Source organism: Clostridium sp. BL-8 (genome assembly GCF_002006495.1).
Taxonomy (GTDB): domain Bacteria; phylum Bacillota; class Clostridia; order Clostridiales; family Clostridiaceae; genus Clostridium.
This window is the reverse complement of the sequence record NZ_LZZL01000016.1, coordinates 40300-61582: the sequence shown is the minus strand read 5'-3', so window position 1 is coordinate 61582 and position 21283 is coordinate 40300. Positions and strand designations below refer to the sequence as shown.

19 protein-coding genes are annotated in these 21283 nt (G+C 29.7%); 17 read left to right on the top strand and 2 right to left on the bottom strand.

The genetic code is table 11. The annotated features are described in order from the left end of the window. Positions 1 to 354 precede the first annotated feature (354 nt). The 17 genes from CLOBL_RS28920 (at position 355) to CLOBL_RS07635 (ending at position 18877) form a co-directional block, all read left to right on the top strand. Entirely contained in the window at positions 355 to 483 is a 129-nt protein-coding gene (locus tag CLOBL_RS28920) for a hypothetical protein (RefSeq protein WP_278281324.1), read from the top strand. A 235-nt stretch (positions 484 to 718) separates the two neighbouring features. Continuing rightward, on the top strand, positions 719 to 2194 hold the full coding sequence (locus tag CLOBL_RS07710) for a nitrogenase component 1 (RefSeq protein WP_077858487.1): 1476 nt from the start codon (positions 719 to 721) through the stop codon (positions 2192 to 2194). Then, on the top strand, positions 2184 to 3359 hold the full coding sequence (locus CLOBL_RS07705; RefSeq protein ID WP_077858486.1) for a nitrogenase component 1: 1176 nt from the start codon (positions 2184 to 2186) through the stop codon (positions 3357 to 3359). The genes CLOBL_RS07710 and CLOBL_RS07705 overlap by 11 nt, the downstream gene beginning before the upstream one ends. A 17-nt stretch (positions 3360 to 3376) precedes the next feature. After that, complete coding sequence (locus tag CLOBL_RS07700; RefSeq protein WP_077858485.1) at positions 3377 to 4438, top strand: iron ABC transporter permease; 1062 nt, start codon at positions 3377 to 3379, stop codon at positions 4436 to 4438. Between the two features lie 7 nt (positions 4439 to 4445). Then, positions 4446 to 5246, top strand: coding sequence for an ABC transporter ATP-binding protein (locus CLOBL_RS07695; RefSeq protein WP_077858484.1), 801 nt, complete (start codon positions 4446 to 4448; stop codon positions 5244 to 5246). Between the two features lie 28 nt (positions 5247 to 5274). Beyond that, positions 5275 to 6429, top strand: coding sequence for an ABC transporter substrate-binding protein (locus CLOBL_RS07690; RefSeq protein WP_077858483.1), 1155 nt, complete (start codon positions 5275 to 5277; stop codon positions 6427 to 6429). Positions 6430 to 6474: 45 nt separating this feature from the next. Further along, complete coding sequence (locus CLOBL_RS07685) at positions 6475 to 7638, top strand: ABC transporter substrate-binding protein (RefSeq protein WP_077858482.1); 1164 nt, start codon at positions 6475 to 6477, stop codon at positions 7636 to 7638. Between the two features lie 261 nt (positions 7639 to 7899). Continuing rightward, entirely contained in the window at positions 7900 to 8883 is a 984-nt protein-coding gene (locus tag CLOBL_RS07680; protein WP_077858481.1) for a helix-turn-helix transcriptional regulator, read from the top strand. A gap of 607 nt (positions 8884 to 9490) precedes the next feature. Next, positions 9491 to 10579: an ABC transporter substrate-binding protein gene (locus tag CLOBL_RS07675; RefSeq protein WP_242953797.1), complete on the top strand. Its 1089-nt coding sequence runs from the start codon at positions 9491 to 9493 to the stop codon at positions 10577 to 10579. Between the two features lie 90 nt (positions 10580 to 10669). Beyond that, positions 10670 to 11746 carry an iron ABC transporter permease gene (locus tag CLOBL_RS07670; protein ID WP_077858480.1) on the top strand — a complete coding sequence of 359 codons (1077 nt, stop codon included), beginning with the start codon at positions 10670 to 10672 and terminating at the stop codon, positions 11744 to 11746. After that, the gene (locus CLOBL_RS07665; protein WP_077858479.1) at positions 11743 to 12525 is read left to right on the top strand and encodes an ABC transporter ATP-binding protein; all 783 of its coding nucleotides are present in this window, start codon (positions 11743 to 11745) and stop codon (positions 12523 to 12525) included. The genes CLOBL_RS07670 and CLOBL_RS07665 overlap by 4 nt, the downstream gene beginning before the upstream one ends. Before the next feature lie 89 nt (positions 12526 to 12614). Next, positions 12615 to 13709 (top strand): ABC transporter substrate-binding protein, encoded by a 1095-nt coding sequence (locus CLOBL_RS07660; protein WP_143323848.1) that lies wholly within the window; start codon positions 12615 to 12617, stop codon positions 13707 to 13709. 116 nt (positions 13710 to 13825) lie between these two features. After that, positions 13826 to 14911 carry an ABC transporter substrate-binding protein gene (locus tag CLOBL_RS07655; RefSeq protein WP_077858477.1) on the top strand — a complete coding sequence of 362 codons (1086 nt, stop codon included), beginning with the start codon at positions 13826 to 13828 and terminating at the stop codon, positions 14909 to 14911. Between the two features lie 28 nt (positions 14912 to 14939). Beyond that, on the top strand, positions 14940 to 15431 hold the full coding sequence (locus tag CLOBL_RS07650) for a hypothetical protein (protein WP_077858476.1): 492 nt from the start codon (positions 14940 to 14942) through the stop codon (positions 15429 to 15431). 51 nt (positions 15432 to 15482) lie between these two features. After that, positions 15483 to 16523 carry a radical SAM protein gene (locus tag CLOBL_RS07645; protein ID WP_077858475.1) on the top strand — a complete coding sequence of 347 codons (1041 nt, stop codon included), beginning with the start codon at positions 15483 to 15485 and terminating at the stop codon, positions 16521 to 16523. 44 nt (positions 16524 to 16567) lie between these two features. Next, positions 16568 to 17653, top strand: a complete 1086-nt coding sequence (locus CLOBL_RS07640; protein WP_077858474.1) for an ABC transporter substrate-binding protein — start codon at positions 16568 to 16570, stop codon at positions 17651 to 17653. Positions 17654 to 17893: 240 nt separating this feature from the next. Then, positions 17894 to 18877 (top strand): helix-turn-helix transcriptional regulator, encoded by a 984-nt coding sequence (locus tag CLOBL_RS07635; RefSeq protein ID WP_077858473.1) that lies wholly within the window; start codon positions 17894 to 17896, stop codon positions 18875 to 18877. Positions 18878 to 19094: 217 nt separating this feature from the next. Here CLOBL_RS07635 and CLOBL_RS07630 read toward each other — a convergent pair whose 3' ends face one another. Both CLOBL_RS07630 and anfO read right to left on the bottom strand, forming a co-directional pair. Next, positions 19095 to 20066, bottom strand: a complete 972-nt coding sequence (locus CLOBL_RS07630) for a hypothetical protein (protein ID WP_077858472.1) — start codon at positions 20064 to 20066, stop codon at positions 19095 to 19097. A gap of 102 nt (positions 20067 to 20168) precedes the next feature. Continuing rightward, positions 20169 to 20804 (bottom strand): Fe-only nitrogenase accessory protein AnfO, encoded by a 636-nt coding sequence (anfO, locus tag CLOBL_RS07625; RefSeq protein WP_179117702.1) that lies wholly within the window; start codon positions 20802 to 20804, stop codon positions 20169 to 20171. Positions 20805 to 21283: the final 479 nt, after the last annotated feature.

The following is a 21283-nucleotide window of genomic DNA, read 5'->3' as shown; positions in this document are numbered from 1 at the left end:
TTGGATTTAAATATCCATAAGAAAAAGTACTTGACAAATAAATAAATAGATTATAATATATTATATAATAAACGAAACTAAACGAAACCAAACAAAACTTAATTAAAAGCTATATGAAATTATAGAATATTATAGTTTATGTTTGGTTAGGAATTATAATCTCAATGTTGAGCACTATTTAAAAAGAAAAATTTCTTTTTAAATAGTGCTTTTTATTTTAAAACTAATAAGGATATGATAAATAGCTTTAATACTATGTTTATAAATGATAATTTTAATGTCAGCAGGATGCAATAAAACTGTGGATTTAAATGAAATAAAATATAGTGAAATTTAAAATGGGAGGGATTATTAATGAAAGAAAATAAAAAAAAATTATTAAAAAAATTATCGTGGCTATTAATAAAAGCATTTTATCCTGATCAGTTTACAGATTTAGATCCGGAAAAAGATTTAGAGGTGTTCTATAATTTTTATTTATAAGAATATTTAAAAAATAATGTAAAATTAGCCTACAAAACAAAATGATAATACATAAAAACTGATTATGAGAAATATATTATAAATTAAGAATTTTAAGAAGTTAAATATATTTTATAATATAACTCACTGTTGAGTGCTAAAAAAGATATAAATTATTTTTATTAGTGCTTTTTTTATTTAAAAATATGGATTTGGACAGATAAAGATCATTGATATTTTAGAAAGTGGTGATAACATGTATGCAAATCTAAGAGAGTTTTATAAAAATAGTTATCTTTATGATAGAATTCCATATATCCATGAGTTCACACCAAGTGGAAAGGTCTCTGGAGCTATATTTGCAATTTCAACAATTAGAAACGCAATCCCAATTTTACATGGATCTAGTGGATGTGGATTTCATTACAGATATGTTTGTAGAAGGAGCTGGAAGCCGGCATATAATCTAAAATGTACAGGATTAAAAGAGAAAGATATTATAATGGGAGGTAGTGAAAAATTAAAGAAAACAATTCTTGAAACAGTGAAAAAATATAATCCATCCTTAATTGGAATAATTCCAGCATCTTCTGTTGACGTGACTAATGATGATATAGAGGGAGTTGTTAGAGAAATACAGCCTCAAATTAATTGTAAGCTAATATATGTAAAATCAAAAAAGATTTCTCATGCTGATAAAAGAAGTAATGCACGAAAAAGCATCTGTGAAAATAATAAAAAAATAGATGACGGCAATTTAAAAAGCTGTGGATTTTCGGAAGCGATGGAAGCAATAGTACAAAAGGTAATGAAACCTCAAAAAGTAGATGATAATCTAATAAATATATGCGGTTTTTATTGGGGAACAAATGAAAATCCTATTGTAAATGGCATGAAAAAAGAATTCGAGAAGATGGGAATAAAAATAAATACATTTATACCAAACTGCTCTGTTCAAGAACTAGAAACAGCTCCTAGAGCAGCACTCAATATAATAACTAGTCGTGTTAAATGGGTAATAAAAATGAAAGAATTATATGGAACTGAATTTATGATAGTAAGAAATGAAGACTATGGCTATAGTGGTTTAGATGGAATTGAAGAATTTTATCTTGATGTAGCTAAGAAAATTGGATCATATAAGAAATTAAATAAGTACTTAAATAAGAGAAAAATTGATATCGAAGATAAACTAAAAAATCAATTGCTTCAATTAAGCAAATATACTTGTGTTATATATTGTGAGGATTTTAGAAACATATGTAAATTAATAAACTTCTATGGTTATGTATTAAAACTGAAAATAAAATATATAGCTGTTACAGTAAAACAAAATAGGTATATGAGTTTGTTTTCTGAAAATCAATTATTTGAGATGGCAAAAGAGAATATAATAGATAGTTTAAGCAAATTAGATTATGAGGTACCTTGGAAAATTAATTTCAATAATGATGAAATGATCACATTAGAAGAGGATTCAGATATATACATTGGAGATATGTGTGATAAAAGCTCCAAATATATTAATCCGCCAGCATTTATCCCATTAGATTTTGATAATTATGAAAAATTTATTCTTCATTATATAGATATATTAAATAGAACTGTATCGAATGAAAATACAGGGTCCTATTTAGAAAATTCTGGAGATATGGATATTAATGAAGAGGTAAGTAGAAAAATGTGGGATATTCTCTGGTTACAGAGAGGAGGGAAAAAATATGAATTGTGATAGTGAATGTAGGTTATTCGGAGCATACAGGGTGGTTATAAGCATTAAAGATTCCGTGATCTTGATCCATTCAACAGTTGGTTGTAATTGGGGAACATTAGCATTTCATATAACATCAAAAATAAATGATATAAGACAAACATCTACAGTAATCTATGAAGAGGAAATAATAAATGGAGGAGAAAAAATTTTAGAAGAGTCTTTAGAAAATACAGTAAAACTTTATGAGGCAAAAGTCATTTATGTAATAACTGGATGTATACCTGAAATAATAAATGATGATGCAGGGGAAGTCATTAACAAATATAAGAGGAAAAATAATTTAGATAATATTTTCTTGTTAAATGAACCTGGATTTAATGATTCAGGAATAAGAGGTATGGAGAGTGCCTTTAAACTATTAATTAATGAAATGACTCCAAAAGAAATTATTGAAAATTCAATTAATCTAATTGGTTTTCTCTCAGATGATTATAAGGTTGATTCTGATTTAATTAATATTGAAAATATGCTGAAAGATTGTGTATATATTAATTCCATTTTTCCTTATGATTGCTATCAGAACATTATGAAAGTACCGTCAGCAATGTTAAATGTTGTACTAGATGGATTTGAGTTTGTTGGAGAAATGTTAAAAGAAAAATTTGGAACCCCATATATCACTGTTAGTTATCCATATGGAGTAGTAGGCAGTAGAAATCTTATTAATAAAATATTGGAATCATTATCAACTGAAATACCAAAGAGTTTTTATGAAAAGGAGACTATAGCATTAGAATTAATAAATAAGCTCCATTCATTTATAGACGCTTTTAGGGGGATGCCAGTAGCTGTTTTAGGAGACAAGGCAAGAATATATGGTATGAAGAGATTTTTGGAAATTGAACTAGGAATGGTTGTAGAGGTTTTAATTGATACTGAACGAAAGAAAGACAAGGAGATAATGCGTGATGATGTTGTAGAATCAAACTCAGTAATGATTTTTGGATCATCTCTTGATAGAGGGGTAGCTGATGAATTGGATATTCCTTTCCTGCAATATACTTACCCGGTATTTGATAAAATAAGTATAAGTAAAAGCAGTTATGCAGGGGTCGATGGTGTGATATTTTTGATTGAAGATATATTGAATTTGACGTACTTTTATATGCTTAATTCTAATTAGTCTGGAGGGAAGATTTTATGGATATAAATTCAAATTCTAAAGAGCTTATTGTTGAAAAGTCACAAAATTATAAGTTGGTTATTTTTCGAAAGGTAATAGCTTTGATAGTTTTAGCATTACTTGTATTAAGCAGCTTTGTAATTGATTTATCAACTGGACCAGCAATATTAAATATTTTTGATGTAATTACTTCACTAACTAATCCTGAGTCACTAAGTAAAAAAGTAAACATAATTGTTAGGGTAATGAGATTACCAATAGCAACAATGGCACTACTCGCTGGTGCAGGCTTAGCAGTTGCAGGCATGGAAATGCAGACTATACTTAATAATAATCTCGCTAGTCCTTATACTTTGGGAATATCCGCGGCTGCATCGTTTGGAGCATCTTTGTCATTGATCTTTGGATATGGATTTTTACCGAAATCTATGAGTAATTATGCCACTCCTATATTTGCCTTTGCTTTCTCATTAATATCCTCTTTTTTTATTTATTCTGTGGGAAAAGCAAAAAAGGATAGAGGAACAATAATTTTAGCTGGGATTGCTATAAGTTTTATGTTTACAGCATTAAATTCCATTCTTACGTATTTTGTACCAGATGAAATTTTAAGAGGTATAACTAATTGGGCACAGGGTTCGATTTTAGGAGCAACATGGGAACAAGATACCATAGTTTTTGTAGTACTTGCAATTGTGACACCAATTCTATTTAGAGAATCATGGAGACTTACATCATTATGTATGGGAGAAAACACTGCAACTGCATTGGGAATTGATGTAGAAAAGTTAAGAACAAAGGTTTTAATATTATCTTCTGTAATAACTTCCATTTCGGTTTGCTTTGTTGGAACTATAGGTTTTATTGGACTTGTTTCACCTTATATAGCAAAGTCTTTGGTAGGAGAAGAACAAAGATTTTTCATTCCAGCATCAATGCTCACTGGAGCATTGATGTTATCTACTTCTTCAGTCCTAAGCAAGGTAGCTATAGCTGGGGTACAGATTCCATTAGGAATAATTACTTCAATTATTGGTATTCCATTTTTATTGGTACTTATTTTAAAACAAGGTAGGTGAGAAGAAAATGACACTTAAAATACAAAATATTAGTTATAAACATTCTTCTAAATTTTCTTTAAATAACATTAATTTGGCTTTTGATAATAATGTAACAGCCATTATTGGTCCAAATGGTTCAGGAAAATCTACACTTATTAAATGTATTGTAAACATATATAAATGTGATGGAGAGATGTATTATCAAGGAGAAAAACTTAACAAGCAGAAAAAAGAGTTCATTAAGCAAAAGGTAGGTTATTTGCCACAAACATCGCAAAATGATGCATCAATAACTGTCTTTGAAGCTGTACTTTTAGGGCTTATGAATACATTGACTCTTAAGGTTAATAAAAAGCAAGAACAAAAGGTAAATGATATTTTAGATGCCTTTGAATTACAACACTTAGCAAAAAATAAAATTAACGAATTAAGTGGTGGGCAGCTACAAATGGTGTTGTTGGCTCAATCAATAATAAAAGAACCAGAGGTTTTAATTTTAGATGAACCATTAAATAATCTAGATATACATCGCCAATTCTCTTTGCTTAATACAATATCAAATTTAGCATATGAGAAAAAAATGATTGTGATAATTGTAATGCACGATATTAATCTCGCATCCAGATATGCTGATAATATTGTCGTCATGAAGGAAGGAAAGGTCTATTCTCATGGAACACCTGAAAAAGTATTAACAAAAGAAATGGTAAGGGAAATTTATAAGATTGATAGTGAAATATATGTAAATAAACAAGGTAAACAAGTTATAGAATTTGTAGATATTTTTGCTGAAACTGATAAATATAAATTAGTATCTCAAATTTAATTAATCATATACGTAAGGGGGAATAACAATGAAGCAAATACATATTAAAAGAAAAGTTTTAAAGCTATTATTTATTTTGGTTATGCTAGTATCATTAATTGGATGTAATACAGCAGAAAAAAATAACGAAGCAGTATCGCATTCTACTGCTGTGTTTACAGATATGCTTGGTAGGGAAGTGAAGTTGTCTACTAATATTCAGCGTATTGCTCTAGTTAGAACAATGGATATCTATATGCTTTCTTCAATTTTAGGTAAAGAACTAGATACAAAATTAGTGGCTGTAGGTCAAAGTTTTAAAAGTAGCGATATTGATGGATATAATATGTTTTCCAAAGTGTATAAAAATCTTGATAATATGAAGGAACTTGGAAGTGTTTATGATGATGCAATAAATGTGGAAGCTGTAGTAGATCTAAATCCAGATATAATTATTGTTGATAAACAATTCTTCAATAAAAATTGCATACAAAAAATGGTTTCTGCAGGATTGCCGGTTGTTTTTATGGATAATAATTCTGATCCTTTTTATGGACCCTTAAAGAGCATGCAAATGGTAGGGAAAATGCTTGGTAAAGAATCAAAAGCTGATGAAATGTTTAATTATGCTAAAGGAAAAACTGATACTGTACTAGAAAGAGTTCAAAAGGTCGTTTCAAGTGGAGGTAAAAAGCCAATATTGTATTGGGAATGTGGCAATGTAGCTCCAGATAAGGTTGGTCAGACAGATGGTGATGTAAAAACTAGCTGGGGCTATGTTTGGGACAAACTTGGTGCAGATAGTATCAGTATAGGGGTTACAGGTCAACCATTAAATGCTGAAAAGATACTTGCCTCAAATCCAGATATCATTATCATAGGCGGAGCTAATTGGAGTCCAAATGATAATATTATGCGCCTTGGATTTTTTGCAACACAGGAAAGTGCTAGTGAACATTTAAGTCTTTATACACAAAGAACTGGATGGTCTGATTTAAATGCAATTAAAAATGGAAGACTTTATGCGCTCCATTACAATTTATATATTCGCCCTTATGGTTTTGCAGGAGTTGAAGAAATGGCGAAGATGTTATATCCAACAGAATTTAGCGATTTAGACCCTGACAAAGATTTAAAAGAATTTTTTGGTAAATATATGGAGATGCAATATTCAGGTATACAATGGGCTCAATGGAATAAGTAATCGAGGTAATATTTAAATAACTATATACTAAGAGGAGGAACTGAAATGAAAAAGATAAAGGAAAGATTAATATGCTTTTTAATTTCAATAATAACGGTTATCGCCTTGGTGGGATGCGGGGAAACAAGTAAAAAGGATGAAGCTGTAAAAAGCACAGCTGCAACAAAAACATATACAGATATGGCTGGCAGGCAAGTAACTTTATCAACTGATATCAAGAAGATAGTTACTTTGCGTTATATGGATACAAATATATTAGCAGCAATACTTGGAAAAGATTTTGATAAAAAAGTAATCTCTGTAGGGCAAGATTTAAAAGCAAATGATATAGATATGTATAATAAGTACTCTCAAACCTTTGATATGAGTAAGATTGTACAATGTGGAAGTGTATATGATGATTCAGTAAGTAGTGAAAAGCTAATAGAGCTTGATCCAGATATTATTATTGTTGATTATGCATTTATAGAAAAGGGTAGTGTTAAAAAATTAATGGAAGCTGGATTACCTGTAGTAGTTATCGATGGAGATGGTTCTAACCCTAAAAATGATCCGTTGTATAGTATGCTTGATAGTATGTCTATGTTAGGTGAAATGTTAGGGTACAAAGAAAAAACAGATGAAATGGTGAAATATGCTAGGAGTAAAATAGATAATGTATTAAAAACTACTAGTGAAGCTATAAAAGAAAGTCCCAAGAAGCCTTCTGTCTATTTTGAACTAGGAAATGTAACGCCTAGTGAAATTGGAACTACTAGAGGAGATACAACTAATGGACTTGGAGCACTTCTTAAGAGGCTGGGTGCTGAAAATATAGGAGAAGGACATGGAATGGATGCTCTAAATCCTGAAATAGTTTTAACTTCAGATCCGGATATGATTATGATAGGTGGGGCAAATTGGGATCCTAATTCAAATATTATGAGATTTGGGTACTTTATGAATGATGAACAATCTAAAGAGCATTTAGGAGAATATACAAAGAGAGCTGGTTGGAGTGATCTTTCAGCTATTAAAAATGGCAAATTATATGGTTTCCATTTTAATTATGCTAAGTATCCATATGGTTTTGCAATGATTGAATATATATCGAAGAAATTATGGCCGGAACAATTCAAGAACGTTGATCCAAATGCAGATTTAAAAGAATTTTTTTCTAAATATATGCCTATCGAATATTCAGGAGTGTTTTTTGAAGATTGGAAATAAGATTCATTCATAGTTTGAAAAGTAACAATTGAAGTAAATAAGTTGATGTAAAATAATATAAACATTATCCTACATCAACTTTATATTTATTAAATAATAAATAGAGATAGCGAAAAATATATAAATTATGAATAAAGAGATGGTATTAATATTAATAGCATAAAACATAGTAAATTTATATATTTAATGTTAAAATATAATAAATTCAATTTGAGTAAATAAACAAAATAGACACAGGAAAAAGATTGGAGGTTAATTTAGATGGAAAATGAAATATTAACACCTCAGGAAGTTGCAGATATGTTAAAGATATCTAAATGTACAGTATACGAACTGATAAAAAGAAGAGAATTAAATGGATATAAAGTTGGTAATAAACTTAGAATAGATGTCGCTGATGTAGAAGAATATAAGCTTAAAAATAGAAAGCTTCGTGAAAAAAAAATTAATAAAAGTATTCAAAGAGATAGTATAATTCCTGAACCTGATTTCAGGCACTTTACTGGACATAATAACTTTCAAGAGAGAAGAAATGCTTTAAATAACTTCATAATTTGCGGTCAAGATAATATTTTAGATGTTTTATCTAGAAATCTAAGATATAGTTCTAAAGGGATTAATGTATTAAGGGCATATGAAGCGAGTTATTCTGGATTGTTTGCTTTATATAAGAATGAAGTTCAAGCAGTTGCAGCTCATATGTGGGATGGAGAAACAGGAGAATATAATATCCCATTTGTAAAGAGCATGCTTCCAGGTATCTCTACAGTTATTATAAATATATGTTATAGGCTTCAAGGTTTTTATGTAGCGAAAAACAATCCGAAACAAATTAAAGGCTGGGAAGATTTAAAAAGAAATGATATTACTATTATTAATAGAGAACCAGGTAGTGGAAGTAGAATTCTCTTAGATCAGTATTTGAAGTTAAATGGGATCAACGGAAGCAAAATCAATGGATATGATAGAGAAGCTTTTATGCCAACAGCCATTGTAAGTGCAATTGCTAGAGGAAGCGCTGATATAGGAATAGGTACAGAAAATACTTATTTACATTCTAAGGAAATTAGTTTTATACCAATGCAAAAGGAACGATATGATTTAATCATAAGAAAAGATAATTCAACAGATTCTATTATTAATGCTATTATCCAAATTTTATTATCTGAAAGCTTTAAAGATGAAATGAGTGAAGCGAAAGGATATGATTTATCAGATGCAGGAAAAATTGTTGGAGAAACCTAAAACTTTATTATAGTTAAAAAACAAAAAACGGCAGAGCGTATGGATTTTAAAATTAAATTTTATTAAAAACTATTATTGATAAACCTGAATTTATTATATTTTCTCTTAAGAATGGCAGAGATTACTATAAAAATTCAGGTATTTTTTTATTTATGTTAAATGATGTACAAAAAAATTAAACTAATCCTGTTTAGATATGTTTAATACTGTTTAAAAATACTTGACAAGAGAATAAATTGATAGTAATATAAATAAAACAGTACAAAAACTAACGAAATCTAATGAAATTATATTAAAGACTCAAAGAGGAGCACCATAAAAATACAAGTTATTTTTATAAGTGCTTTTTTATTATTAAAAATATTATTCGAAGATGAACATTGGAATTAAAAGTTTTAAATAAAAGCTTTTACACCAATGTTTTTTATTTATAAATAGGTTTAATTAAGAATCGTAATTAAAAATGTTTCACTCCTAGCAATTTTAATTAGATTCTTAATTACAACTGAGTTTTAAAATTAATAGAATTTAAGGATGAAAACTTATATCTAAATCAAAAATGATGTTTATGTATAAATTAAAAGATAATAATTAAGGGGGAATATTAGTGAAAAAATATTTAAAAAATTTGAATGCTTTAATAATTGTTTTTATGTGCATTATTTCTTTATTTGGATGTACAAAAATACAAGACAAAAAAGAATCAGATAATTCAAAAGTATCAACTCGTGAAGTTACTGATATGTCAGGTAGAAAAGTGACAATACCAGCAAAAGTGAATAAGGTAGTTTCACTTAGTAATAATACAACGGTGGATTTATATACTTTGGCACCAGATAAAGTTATTGGTTTAAGTTTTGCTTTAAAGCCAGAAGCTAAGAAATACATTAATGAAACATTTTTTAATCTTCCGGTGATTGGGACAACTTCTGATAAGAAACTTGATTATGAAAGTATTATAAAATTAAAGCCAGATTTAATTGTATGTTCAGATGAAGATAGTGTCTATGCAGCAGATGATCTTCAAAAACAGGTTAATATTCCAGTAGTTAAAGTATCTGTTGATATTGATTCAACTGATAAGGTATATGAATTTCTTGGCGAGTGTCTTGGTGAACAAGACAGAGCAAAAGAACTTGCAGATTATTCAAGAAAAACTCTTGATAATATAAAATCACTCGTAAAAAATATTCCTGAAGATAAAAAGATAAAAGTTTATTATGCAGAGGGTACAAGCTGGCTTCAAACTGATATTTCAGGAAATGTACATACTGAAGTTTTGGATCTTATTGGAGGTAAAAATGTTGCTGATATATCAGAAACAAAAGTTGGGTCCATGGCAGATGTATCTATGGAACAAGTTTTATCTTGGAATCCAGATGTAATTTTAGAAGGTGCTACAGCTGCTAAAGGGGATTTTTATAGCAAAGTTTATAGTGATTCAAATTGGTCAAATATTAATGCAGTCAAAAATAAAAAAATATATAAGATTCCATCGTTGCCGTTTAATTTATTTGATCGTCCGCCTTCTGCAGTAAGAATATTCGGTGCTCAATGGTTAGCAAACTTGTTATATCCTGAATATGTAAATTTAGATATAAGTAAGGAAATGAAAAATTTCTATAAGATTTTCTATAATTACAATCTTAACGATGATGAAGTACAGGATTTATTAAAAAATGCAACTGCAAGATAGTGATTTATTAGAGAAACAAATAAATGAGGAAATAGCAAGTTAGATGAACTACGAATGTAAAATTAATTATATTAGATAGGAGTTGGTGTTATGGATATTACAAAAAAATATGAAAAAATTACTCATAAATCAAATTTATTGGAGAAGGTAGGCAAAATCAAAATGTTTTCCATAATGGGAATTCTGGTTTTCTTACTAATAGCAGCAATCATAATATCTATTTGCACTGGACGTTATGCTATACCAGTTTCTCAAATGGTAGATATAATGCTAGGAAAAGTTTTTGGATTTGAAAAGACATGGCCTGATACGGTTGAAACTGTTCTTTTTAGTGTACGTATGCCAAGAATTATTGTTTCGATTTTTGTTGGTGCAGCGTTATCAATGGCGGGAGCTGTTTATCAAGGATTATTTAAAAATCCAATGGTATCACCGGATATTTTAGGAGCATCTGCAGGTTCTGGTTTTGGTGCAGCGTTAGCTATATTATTATCTTTTACTGGGATGGAAGTACAGATATCAGCTTTTATTTTTGGAATATTAGCAGTTGGATTAAGTTATTTTCTTAGTATGATAGTTGGACGAAAAAATAACGCTATTTTAATATTGGTTTTAACGGGAATGGTAGTTCAAAGTTTATTTTCAGCATTTACTTCCATAACAAAATATGTTGCTGATCCAGATAACAAGCTTCCGGCTATAACCTTTTGGCTTATGGGTGGATTGAATTCAGCTACATGGAAAGATGTTCTTGTGATGATAGGGCCGATTCTTATTACTACAATTCCTCTATTTTTGATTAGGTATAAGATAAATGTTCTTTCTTTTGGAGAAGAAGAAGCTCAAGCAATGGGAATTGATACAAAAAAGATACGCTTGATTATTATTTTTTGTGCAACTTTACTTACTGCATCTTCAGTAGCTGTTGCTGGAATGATTGGATGGATAGGTTTAATTATACCTCATATAGCTAGATTGATAGTTGGACCTAATTACAAAATACTACTTCCAACTTCACTATTAATAGGAGCTACTTTTATGATTCTTGTAGATGATGTGGCTAGAAGTCTTTTTACAATAGAAATACCACTTGGAATCTTAACAGCAATAATAGGTGCACCATTTTTCATTTATTTACTTTTAAAAGGAAAGGGGAGAGCGGAATGATTTTAGATATTGATAATGTTTCTTGTGGATATAATTCTAAAACTATAGTCAAAAATATATCTGTAAAAGTTGAATCTGGAGAGGTTTTAACTTTACTTGGACCAAATGGAGTTGGTAAAACAACCTTATTTAAAAGTATATTAGGTTTTTTAAAACTCCATGGAGGAAAGATTAAATTAGACGGTCATGATATAAAAAGCTGGAAGAAAAATAAACTTGCCAAGGTTATCGGTTATGTACCACAAGCTCATGTGCCGCCATTTCCGTTTACAGTATTAGATATAGTAGTAATGGGGCGTACAGCTCACTTGGGAATGTTTGCATCACCATCTCAAAAGGATGTTGAAATTGCTGAAAAAGCACTTGAAGCTTTGGATATAGTTTATCTTAAGGATAAGATTTATACAGAAATAAGTGGCGGAGAGAGGCAGATGGCTTTAATTGCAAGAGCTTTAACTCAGGAACCTGAAATATTGGTTATGGATGAACCTACATCTAATTTAGATTTTGGAAATCAAGTAAAGGTTCTAGAACAGATTAATAAACTATCGAAGAATGGGCTAGGTATAATAATGACTTCTCATTTCCCGGATCATGCTTTTTTATGTTCTACAAAGGTAGCTTTACTTGAACGAAATAATAAATTTACAGTAGGCTGTGTAAATGATGTAGTTACTGAAGATAAGTTAAAGTCAGCTTATGGAGTTGATGTAAAAATCATCAGCAGTATAAATAATAACGGTATTTTAATAAAATCGTGTGTTCCTGTGCTTGATTGATTTTGTTAATATAGATTATTTTATCATACATCTTATAATCAATAAGGATTTTTAACACAAAAATAGAAAAGTGGAGAGGGGAAATATTAATGAATAAAAGAATAATTGCCGTAATATCTAGTTTAATTGTTACTACAAGTATGTTAATCGGCTGTGGTGCAAAACAAGTGGGTGGAACAGAAACATCAAAATCAACAGAAGTTAATAATAGTCAAAAAAGAGAGCTTACTGATGCTTTTGGACATGATATTAATTTGCCTCAAAAGGTTAGTAGAGTTTCGACTACAGGCGCATTAAATCAAATAGTATTGATGCTTGGTGGCGGAGATAAAATCGTAGCAACTCAGGATGCTCTAAAAACAAGTTTTTTTGCTAAAATTTATCCAAGAATAAAAGATGTAGCCTCGGCATACTCGGGGGGAGGTTCTGGGACTATTAATGTAGAAACTGTATTAGCCCAAAAGCCAGATGTAGTTTTTTCTTCTATTGATGAAGATAAAAGACCACAAATGGATGCGGCGGGCGTGCCTATGGTTGGTGTTAAATTAGTAACTACAGATGATATGAAAGATACTGTAAAACTTGTAGGGCAAGTTCTTGGTGATGGTTCTGATAAAAAAGCAGAAGAATTTATTAAATATTATGATGATAATTTAAATTATGTTAAAGAGAAAACTAAAGATGCTAAAAAGATAAAAGTTTTTGTTGCTAGTGGAGATGCATCAAAAGGATCAATAAGTACTATACCAGATAAAGATATAGATACTGAATACATAAATGCAGCAGGTGGAGAAAATATAGTATCAAAATATATATCTACAGGTCCAACATCAGGTACAGTATCAGAGGATTTTGAATTTTTGATAAAAGAACAACCTGATGTCATAATAGCTAATACCAAAGAAGCTTATGATTATATAGTTGATAAATCCAATGGAAGTCAATGGCAGAATGTTGAGGCAGTAAAAAACAATAAAGTCTATTTAAATCCAAAGGGAACATATCTTTGGGCGGTGAGAAGTGCTGAAGGCGCATTGCAGCCTCTATGGTTAGCAAAAGTGCTACATCCGGACTTATTTCAAGATTTAGATATAAATAAGAAAGTTAAAGAATTTTATAAAAACTATTATAATTATGATCTTAGTGACCAAGAGGTGGATGATATTATGAATCAAAGAGTATAGATGGATATTTACAATAATTTTATTAAATTTAGAGATTTTACAATGAATATAATCCGATTTATGAAAAAAAGTAAAGATGGCTTTACATCCAAGCTATCCAGAAAGAAGGCAATTAAATGGCAAAGAAATTAAGAATACCAATAAGTCTATTGTTATGTATTGGATTATTGGCAGGATGTAACAAGAGTTCGAATGTTCAGACAAAGGAAACGTCATTTGAAAATAAGACAGAAAAAGTGACAATTACAGATTCTAGTGGAGCTAAGGTTGAAATTCCCTCCCAGGTTAATAATATAGCAGATGCCTGGGGAGCTCATAATGCAATTGTTGCAATGCTTGGAGCTGGGGATAAAATAACAGCAACAACACTTACGAACAAGACAAAACCATGGCTATTTAAAGTAACTCCAGGAATGAGCAAAGCATCTCTTTCTTTTAATGTTGATGCAACGGATATAAATGTAGAGGAACTTGTAAAAATTAAACCAGACGTTTTATTTATATCTTCCGGAAATAAAAATGTTAGTAAAATAACAGAACTTGGGATACCAGTTGTTCAAGTTGGTTTTAAAGATTTTGACAGCATGAAAAGCTGTGTAACATTGACTGGGGATATCCTGGGCGAAAATGGTAAAGAAAGAGCTGAAAAATATATATCATATCTAGATGATAAATTAAAGATGATTACAAATGAAACTTCCAAGATTTCGCAGGATAAAAAACCTAAAGTGGTTCACATAGCTGATTATTCTCCTCTTAAGGTTGATGGGAAAGATACTATAATAGATTCTTGGATACAAGCAGCAGGAGGTACAAATGCAGCGGATTTCAGTGGCACAAAAGAAGTTTCTATTGAGCAGATAATGAGCTGGAATCCAGATATTCTTATAGTAAGTAGTACAGTCGGAAGTTCGGATAGAAAGAAGAATTTGGATGAAATAACAAGTGGTGAAACATGGAAGAAAATTAATGCTGTTAAAAATGGGAAGGTATATATTAATCCAGATGGAGCATTTTCATGGGATAGATATAGTTCTGAAGAAGCTTTGCAGATTCAGTGGGCTGCTAAAATAATACAGCCAGATATATTTAAAGATATTGATGTCTCGAAAGAAACTAAATGGTTTTATAAAAAATTTTTTAACTATGAACTTTCTGATGATGAAGTACAACAAATTCTAAATGGACAACCACCTCAGTAAGAAGAAGAATAAAGAGGAGTCGATAAATATGAAAATAAGAACAGACTTTGTAACTAATAGCAGCTCGGTAAGTTATATAATTACCATGAATTTAGATTTTATTGAATATATGAAAAATAAGAAACCTGAGTTCTATACTGGTGATGTTAAAAGAAGCAGAATATATAATGCAGTGAGGGAAGATTTAATAAATAATGGGGAAAAGGTAAAATTGTTAGATAGGGAAGTATATTCGAAAAGGTATGCTCTTATTAAAAAACGTGATTGTAAGTATGATATATCTTTTGATAAGCCTATAGAAGAAATAGATTTTAGTAGTTTTAGTAAAGAGGAGCTGTGGGCATATATATATGGTGAATATTTTGTAAATGGGAGGTTATCAAATGAATTTAAGGGATTTGGTTCTGTTCAGGTAATAAAAGATATGGATAAAACAGTAGAGAATAATTGTGAAAATGAAAAATGTAACTATTGTGAAAAAAATGGTACAGATAAGTGCCATAAAAATATAAAAGGTTGAAAAATTATGGTAGGCTAGCTATTAAATTCAAAAAACGTTGTGGGGGTAATTATGATAGTGAGAAGACATGGCGAAAAGTATAATTTTTATGGGGATACAGAAACAGGGATAACAATGAGATGGGGGAGTTCGGTTAATGTTAATCCGGAATATGCACCGTGGCCAGAGCTTGCGGATATTTCCATAAGTAATCATTGTACCAAAGGATGTGAATTTTGTTATAAAGGAAGCGAAAACAATAATTCTTTTATGTCGACTGAAGAATATGAATATGTTCTATCAGCTTTGCAAAGTGAAAAATGGGGTAATGTATTTCAAGTTGCATTAGGTGGAGGAGAGCCGTTAGAGCATCCGGATTTCATAGATATAATAAATGTGACAAATGAAAAAGGTATTGTAGCTAATTTTACAACCAATGGAATACATTTAAATGAAGAGATAGCAAATGAAATAAAAGGTAAAGTGGGTGCTGTTGCCATTTCTGTAAATAGAATTGAAGAATTAAATATGAAAAAAGTAAAAGTTCTTACGGATTCAGAGATAAAAACTAATATTCATTTTGTTTTGGACAACACATCTATATATGAAGCAATTAATATTTTAAAAGGAAAATATAATGAATTATTAGATAAAATAAATGGGATAATATTCTTGACATATAAGCCGGCAGGGAGAGCTACAATAGACAAATGTTTATCTATGGATGATGAAAAGCTTATGGAGTTTATATCTCTTGTCGAGAATAATGAATGTATAACCAGAATTGGTTTTGATGCTTGCTTTGTGCCATTATTAATGAAATACACAGGAGTTAATGCTGATTATATTGATTCGTGTGAATGTGGATTCTTTTCTGTTTATATTGATGAAAAAATGAATGTAAAACCATGTTCCTTTGCTAATAATGATAGATTTACCTTTAATTTGAAAGAATATGATATGAAAGATATATGGGAAAACAAATATGGAATTTTAAGAAAAGAAATGCTAAGTAATAGCTGCATAAATGAATGCATCAACAAGAATAATTGTAGAGGCAAATGTGGATATTTCGACACATTATCATTTTGTTACAATTTAGAAAATAAATAATGTTTTTATGGACAACTTAATTTTAAATTTAAGGGGGAATACAAATGGGCAGAAATAAAAAATTATTAACAATTACACTAATCATATTTATGCTTAATGTATCGCTAATAGGTTGTGGAAAACCAGAAAAGATAGCTGCTAATTCAATGGATTCAACAGAGAGTCCCAAAACTAGAGTTATCACAGATTTAGCTGGTAGGAAGGTTACAATACCGTCTGAAATAAAAAGAATTGTAGTCATTCATGGTGATCCGGAATATATTGTTTGGCGGCTTGCTCCTGACAAATTGGTAAATAAAGATACTTATTTTTCAGATTCTAACGATAGAGTATTTCCTCAAAAATTTATGAGAGATGAGGACATAAAGAAATTCCAAAGCCTACCTGCAACAGGTATGTATTCTGATGTAAGTACAGAACAGATTATAATGCTAAAACCTGATATAGTATTGACGTTAAATAGAGATCCTCAAATAGATAATGAGTCAGAAAAATTTGGCGTACCAGTAATTGGTGTTTCGAAGGATAGTCTTTCTGATTTTGAAAAGTCAATTGAACTTATCGGTGAAATTGTAGGGAATGAAAAGGGTGCAAAAGAACTTGTGAATTATTGGGATGATTCAGTAAAAAAAGTTACAGACATTACATCTAAAATACCTGAAAACAAAAAAATAAAAGTTTATTATACATCGAATGTGGCAACAAATACAATTGGACCTAAAACTACTCAGTCGTCAATAATAAGAAGTGCAGGAGGAATAAACTTTTATGATGAAAATCAAATAGATAAAAGTTTAATGGAAAGTGAATCAGTAGAGACTCCTTTAGAAGAAATAATTTCATGGAATCCTGATGTAATTATTACTGGTTCGAATAATATAAAAAATGAAATTTTATCTAATGATCAGTGGAAAGATATTAATGCTGTAAAAAATAATCGTGTTTATACAACATTAGAATATGCTTGCATGGATCATTATGAATCTATACTAAATCTAATGTGGACAGCTAATAAACTATATCCAGATGAAGTTAAAATAAATTTAAATAATGAAGCTAAAGATTTTTATAAGGAATTTTATTATTCTGATACAATAACAGATGAAGATTTGGCTCTTGAAAGGAAATAGAGAAAAAAATCAAGCTGTTAGTGGAGGCACAAAAAGTGTCTTCTTTTTTATTATTAAAGATAAGAAATTATATTATTTCAATCATAATTATATAAAAATATACGAAACATTATTAAATAATATATTAGAATGTGAGAAAAGTTTAATAATAGAACTATAATACTTGCAAATCATACAAATATGTCAGATAATAAATATATTAATGAGAACTTTTGCTAGAGAATTTAGAGGAGGGGTTCTATGAAGACAAGTGCAGGTCTATCTACTCAAGAAGTCGCTGAAATATTAAATATTTCAAAAAACACTGTATATGAGTTAATAAAAAGAGGAGAACTCGTTTCATATAGAATAGGTAGAAAAGTTAGGGTAGATGAGAAGGATATCGAAGAGTATAAAAATAGAACAAGAACAAGTGTCAAAATTCAAAATCTTAAAAAGGATGAAAATAAGAATAGTGCGGTAAATATACCTAATTATAGTTCTTTAAACTATTCTCAAACTGTAAATAATAACAAAAATAAAGATTTTATAATTTGTGGTCAAGATATTTTGCTGGATGTATTAGCAAGGCATTTGGAACGACATCCTAAAGGGCTTAGAGCTTTAAGACGCTATATAGGGAGCTATAACGGATTGGTTGAATTTTATAGAGGGAATGTAAGCGTTGCAACAGCTCATTTATGGGATGGAAGTACTGGCGAATACAATCTTTCATATATTCCAAGATTGCTGCCTGGAATTTCTTGTATAGTTGTTCATTTAGTATGCAGAATGCAAGGCTTTTATGTTTCGAAAGGCAACCCTAAGAGAATAAATTCTTGGATTGATTTGACTAGGCCTGATATATTAATGATTAATAGAGAAAAAGGTTGCGGCGTGAGAGTTTTAATTGATGAGCAGTTTAAGATCCAAAAAATAGACCATAATCAAGTCAGGGGTTATGAACATGAGGAATTATCACATTTGGCTGTTGCGAGCACAGTAGCGCGAGGGGATGCTGATGTAGGAGTTGGCAATGAAAAAACAGCTCTTCAAGTAGAAAATATTGATTTTGTTCCAATACAAAAAGAAAGATATGATTTGATAATAAAGCAAGAAGATTTAAATACACCAGCAATACAAGCCGTGTTAGAGATATTGAATTCGGCTGATTTTAAACTTGAACTGCAGGGGATTGGTGGTTATGATATTAGTGAAACTGGAAAAATTACTATATTAAATTAAAAACAATATTGTTTTTTAAATATGTTATTGTATATATGTTGCAATAATAAAATTACATTTAGGATGTCTATCCGCTAAGTAAACATCTAAATGTAGAAAATCAATTGCAACATATATATATATAAGTTTTATGCCTATTTTAGCTTTTCTCTCAAGAATGAAACATATTGAGATTTGCTTAAATAGGCATAAATTATTTGTTCTTTGTAAATATAGTTTATATTATTGAAATAGATCCAGATGAACAAGATGACATACAAGTTGAACAATCGCTTGTGCATTTAGGCGCATCTGGTAAGTTGAAATCTCCGATGCTGAAAGTACATTCGTTAATGGAAAACTTATTTATATCATCAAAATATACAAAATCATCTTTGAATGCTATTTTTAAAGGATAAATATAGTATTCTCCATTACCTAAATCATCATAGTATTTTGGCTCAAAGAAATGTGTCTTTTTTATAGTAGAATCTATGACTTGAATTTTATTTTTTGAGGTAAGTATGCATTCTAAAGATCCGGTTTCGGTAAAATTAACAGATTTCATTTCTTTGAAAAAGGTATAATTATTTGAATCAAAAGCAACTATGTTTCCAATAGGGGTTGGAACTGAAAGCGGAGAGCTTGGTTCAAAGGCTTTTATATCACCATTTTCATATAAAGAAAAACCAAGTCGAACAGACTGCTTTCCTATAGGTGTATTTATTTCTAAGCGTTCTTCTGGCCAGAGGGAAATTCCTTTTACATTCCCGTTATCATAAAAATATATGCCTGTAGATATTACTTCTAAATCTCCAAAAGGAAAAGTTAAAGGGATTTTCTTTGATAAAGCAAATTCCTGATCTTCATCCCAATAAGCAGAAAGTTGACCGTTTAAAGGAAAGATTCTATTAATATTTTCATTTGGATAAAAAGTTATTAATTCAGCATAAATGGGCCCTAAAGAGGTGCTTATTCGTGTTTGGGTATTTAAAGATATGCGCTGAAGTGTTCCGTCCTCAAAAAATGAAATTGATTTGATATATTTTCTTCTAATATCAACATAATCGTATTGAGGTATTAACTCTCCATATTTTGTTTTTAAAATATTAGCTTTGCCTATAGTGCAGTCTCTTAAAGTACCATTTTCGTATAAGTTATGTTTTACTATTCCTGTAATTTCTCCATATTTGGTTTTGAAAGATTCCATAATAAAGTTCCCTCCTTAACTATTCGTTATGTCTATTGTTTATGATGTTGGTCTTGATTGAAAAAGTAATTTATTATAATCATCTGTTTTTTTATGTTTGTCTTATTTGGAATTTCGTTTTGGAAAAATTGATGCGCTAATATTTCCATCTTTACGTTTCGCTATGTGAAAATTATAACCCATACCTGCTAATTCTCTATCAAACCATTTTGGAACATGGTCACAGACTACTTCTAAACTTTCAAATTCTTCTTCTTTCAAAAAAGGTAGTAATATTTGCTTGGATGAAACCATAGCATCTTCCTGTAATAGTCTTTTTAAGTTGATAGTATAATTACCGAATTTATCTACTACTTCGGGAAAAAATTTATTTGCGGATTGAGATGCTAAGATAAGTTCTTCTTTTTTTAGTTTGTTTTCTGAAATTAAGACTGAATCTAAAAAAGTGTTTGGCGGGCCTTCCAGCTCATATGCATTGAAAAAGTGGGATTCTAAAATGCTAAAAAATTGTCCGGATATTTCTTTTGCGACAAAGACTTTGCAGTCTTCTAATTTTTCTAGCAATTCAGACAAGGTTTTTCTTAGACTGATAATATTACTATTATCAGATAAAGAGTAATCTAAGCTCTTTGTTTCTGTCCAGCTTTCGCCAGTTCGTTTGTATAGTTTTATTATTCCGTTATTTAACCAAGAACATGTTTCTCCAGTGTTGTTAATTAAAACTGCAATTGAATTCATAATAATCACTCTCCTAATTAATATGTGATAAATATAAAACATGTGTGAAATGAGTTTAAATATAATATGTTGTAATAATTATAGAGTGAAAAATGTACAAAATCAATACAAAATAGAATAATAATATAAAAATAATGAGAATATAATAATATTTTATGTAAAAGGAGAATAGTTATAATACACATAATATGATTAAAACAATCTAAAACAAACTAAATGGAAAAAATAAATAAAAAAGTATTGACAAGTAATAAAGGAGAACGTAAAATAATAACAACAACAGGAAATTAAGCACTCGAACACATAAGTTTCTAATTTTATATAAAGCAAAATGACATTTTACATTAGATACAGAAAACTTAACGTGATAGAACATTATAAAATGGAATAAGACGTACAAGCTTTAGTAATGATGTAATTTGAAGATATCTTTTAATTTAAGATACAAAGACAAATCTTCTTATACAAAGGCGTATAAT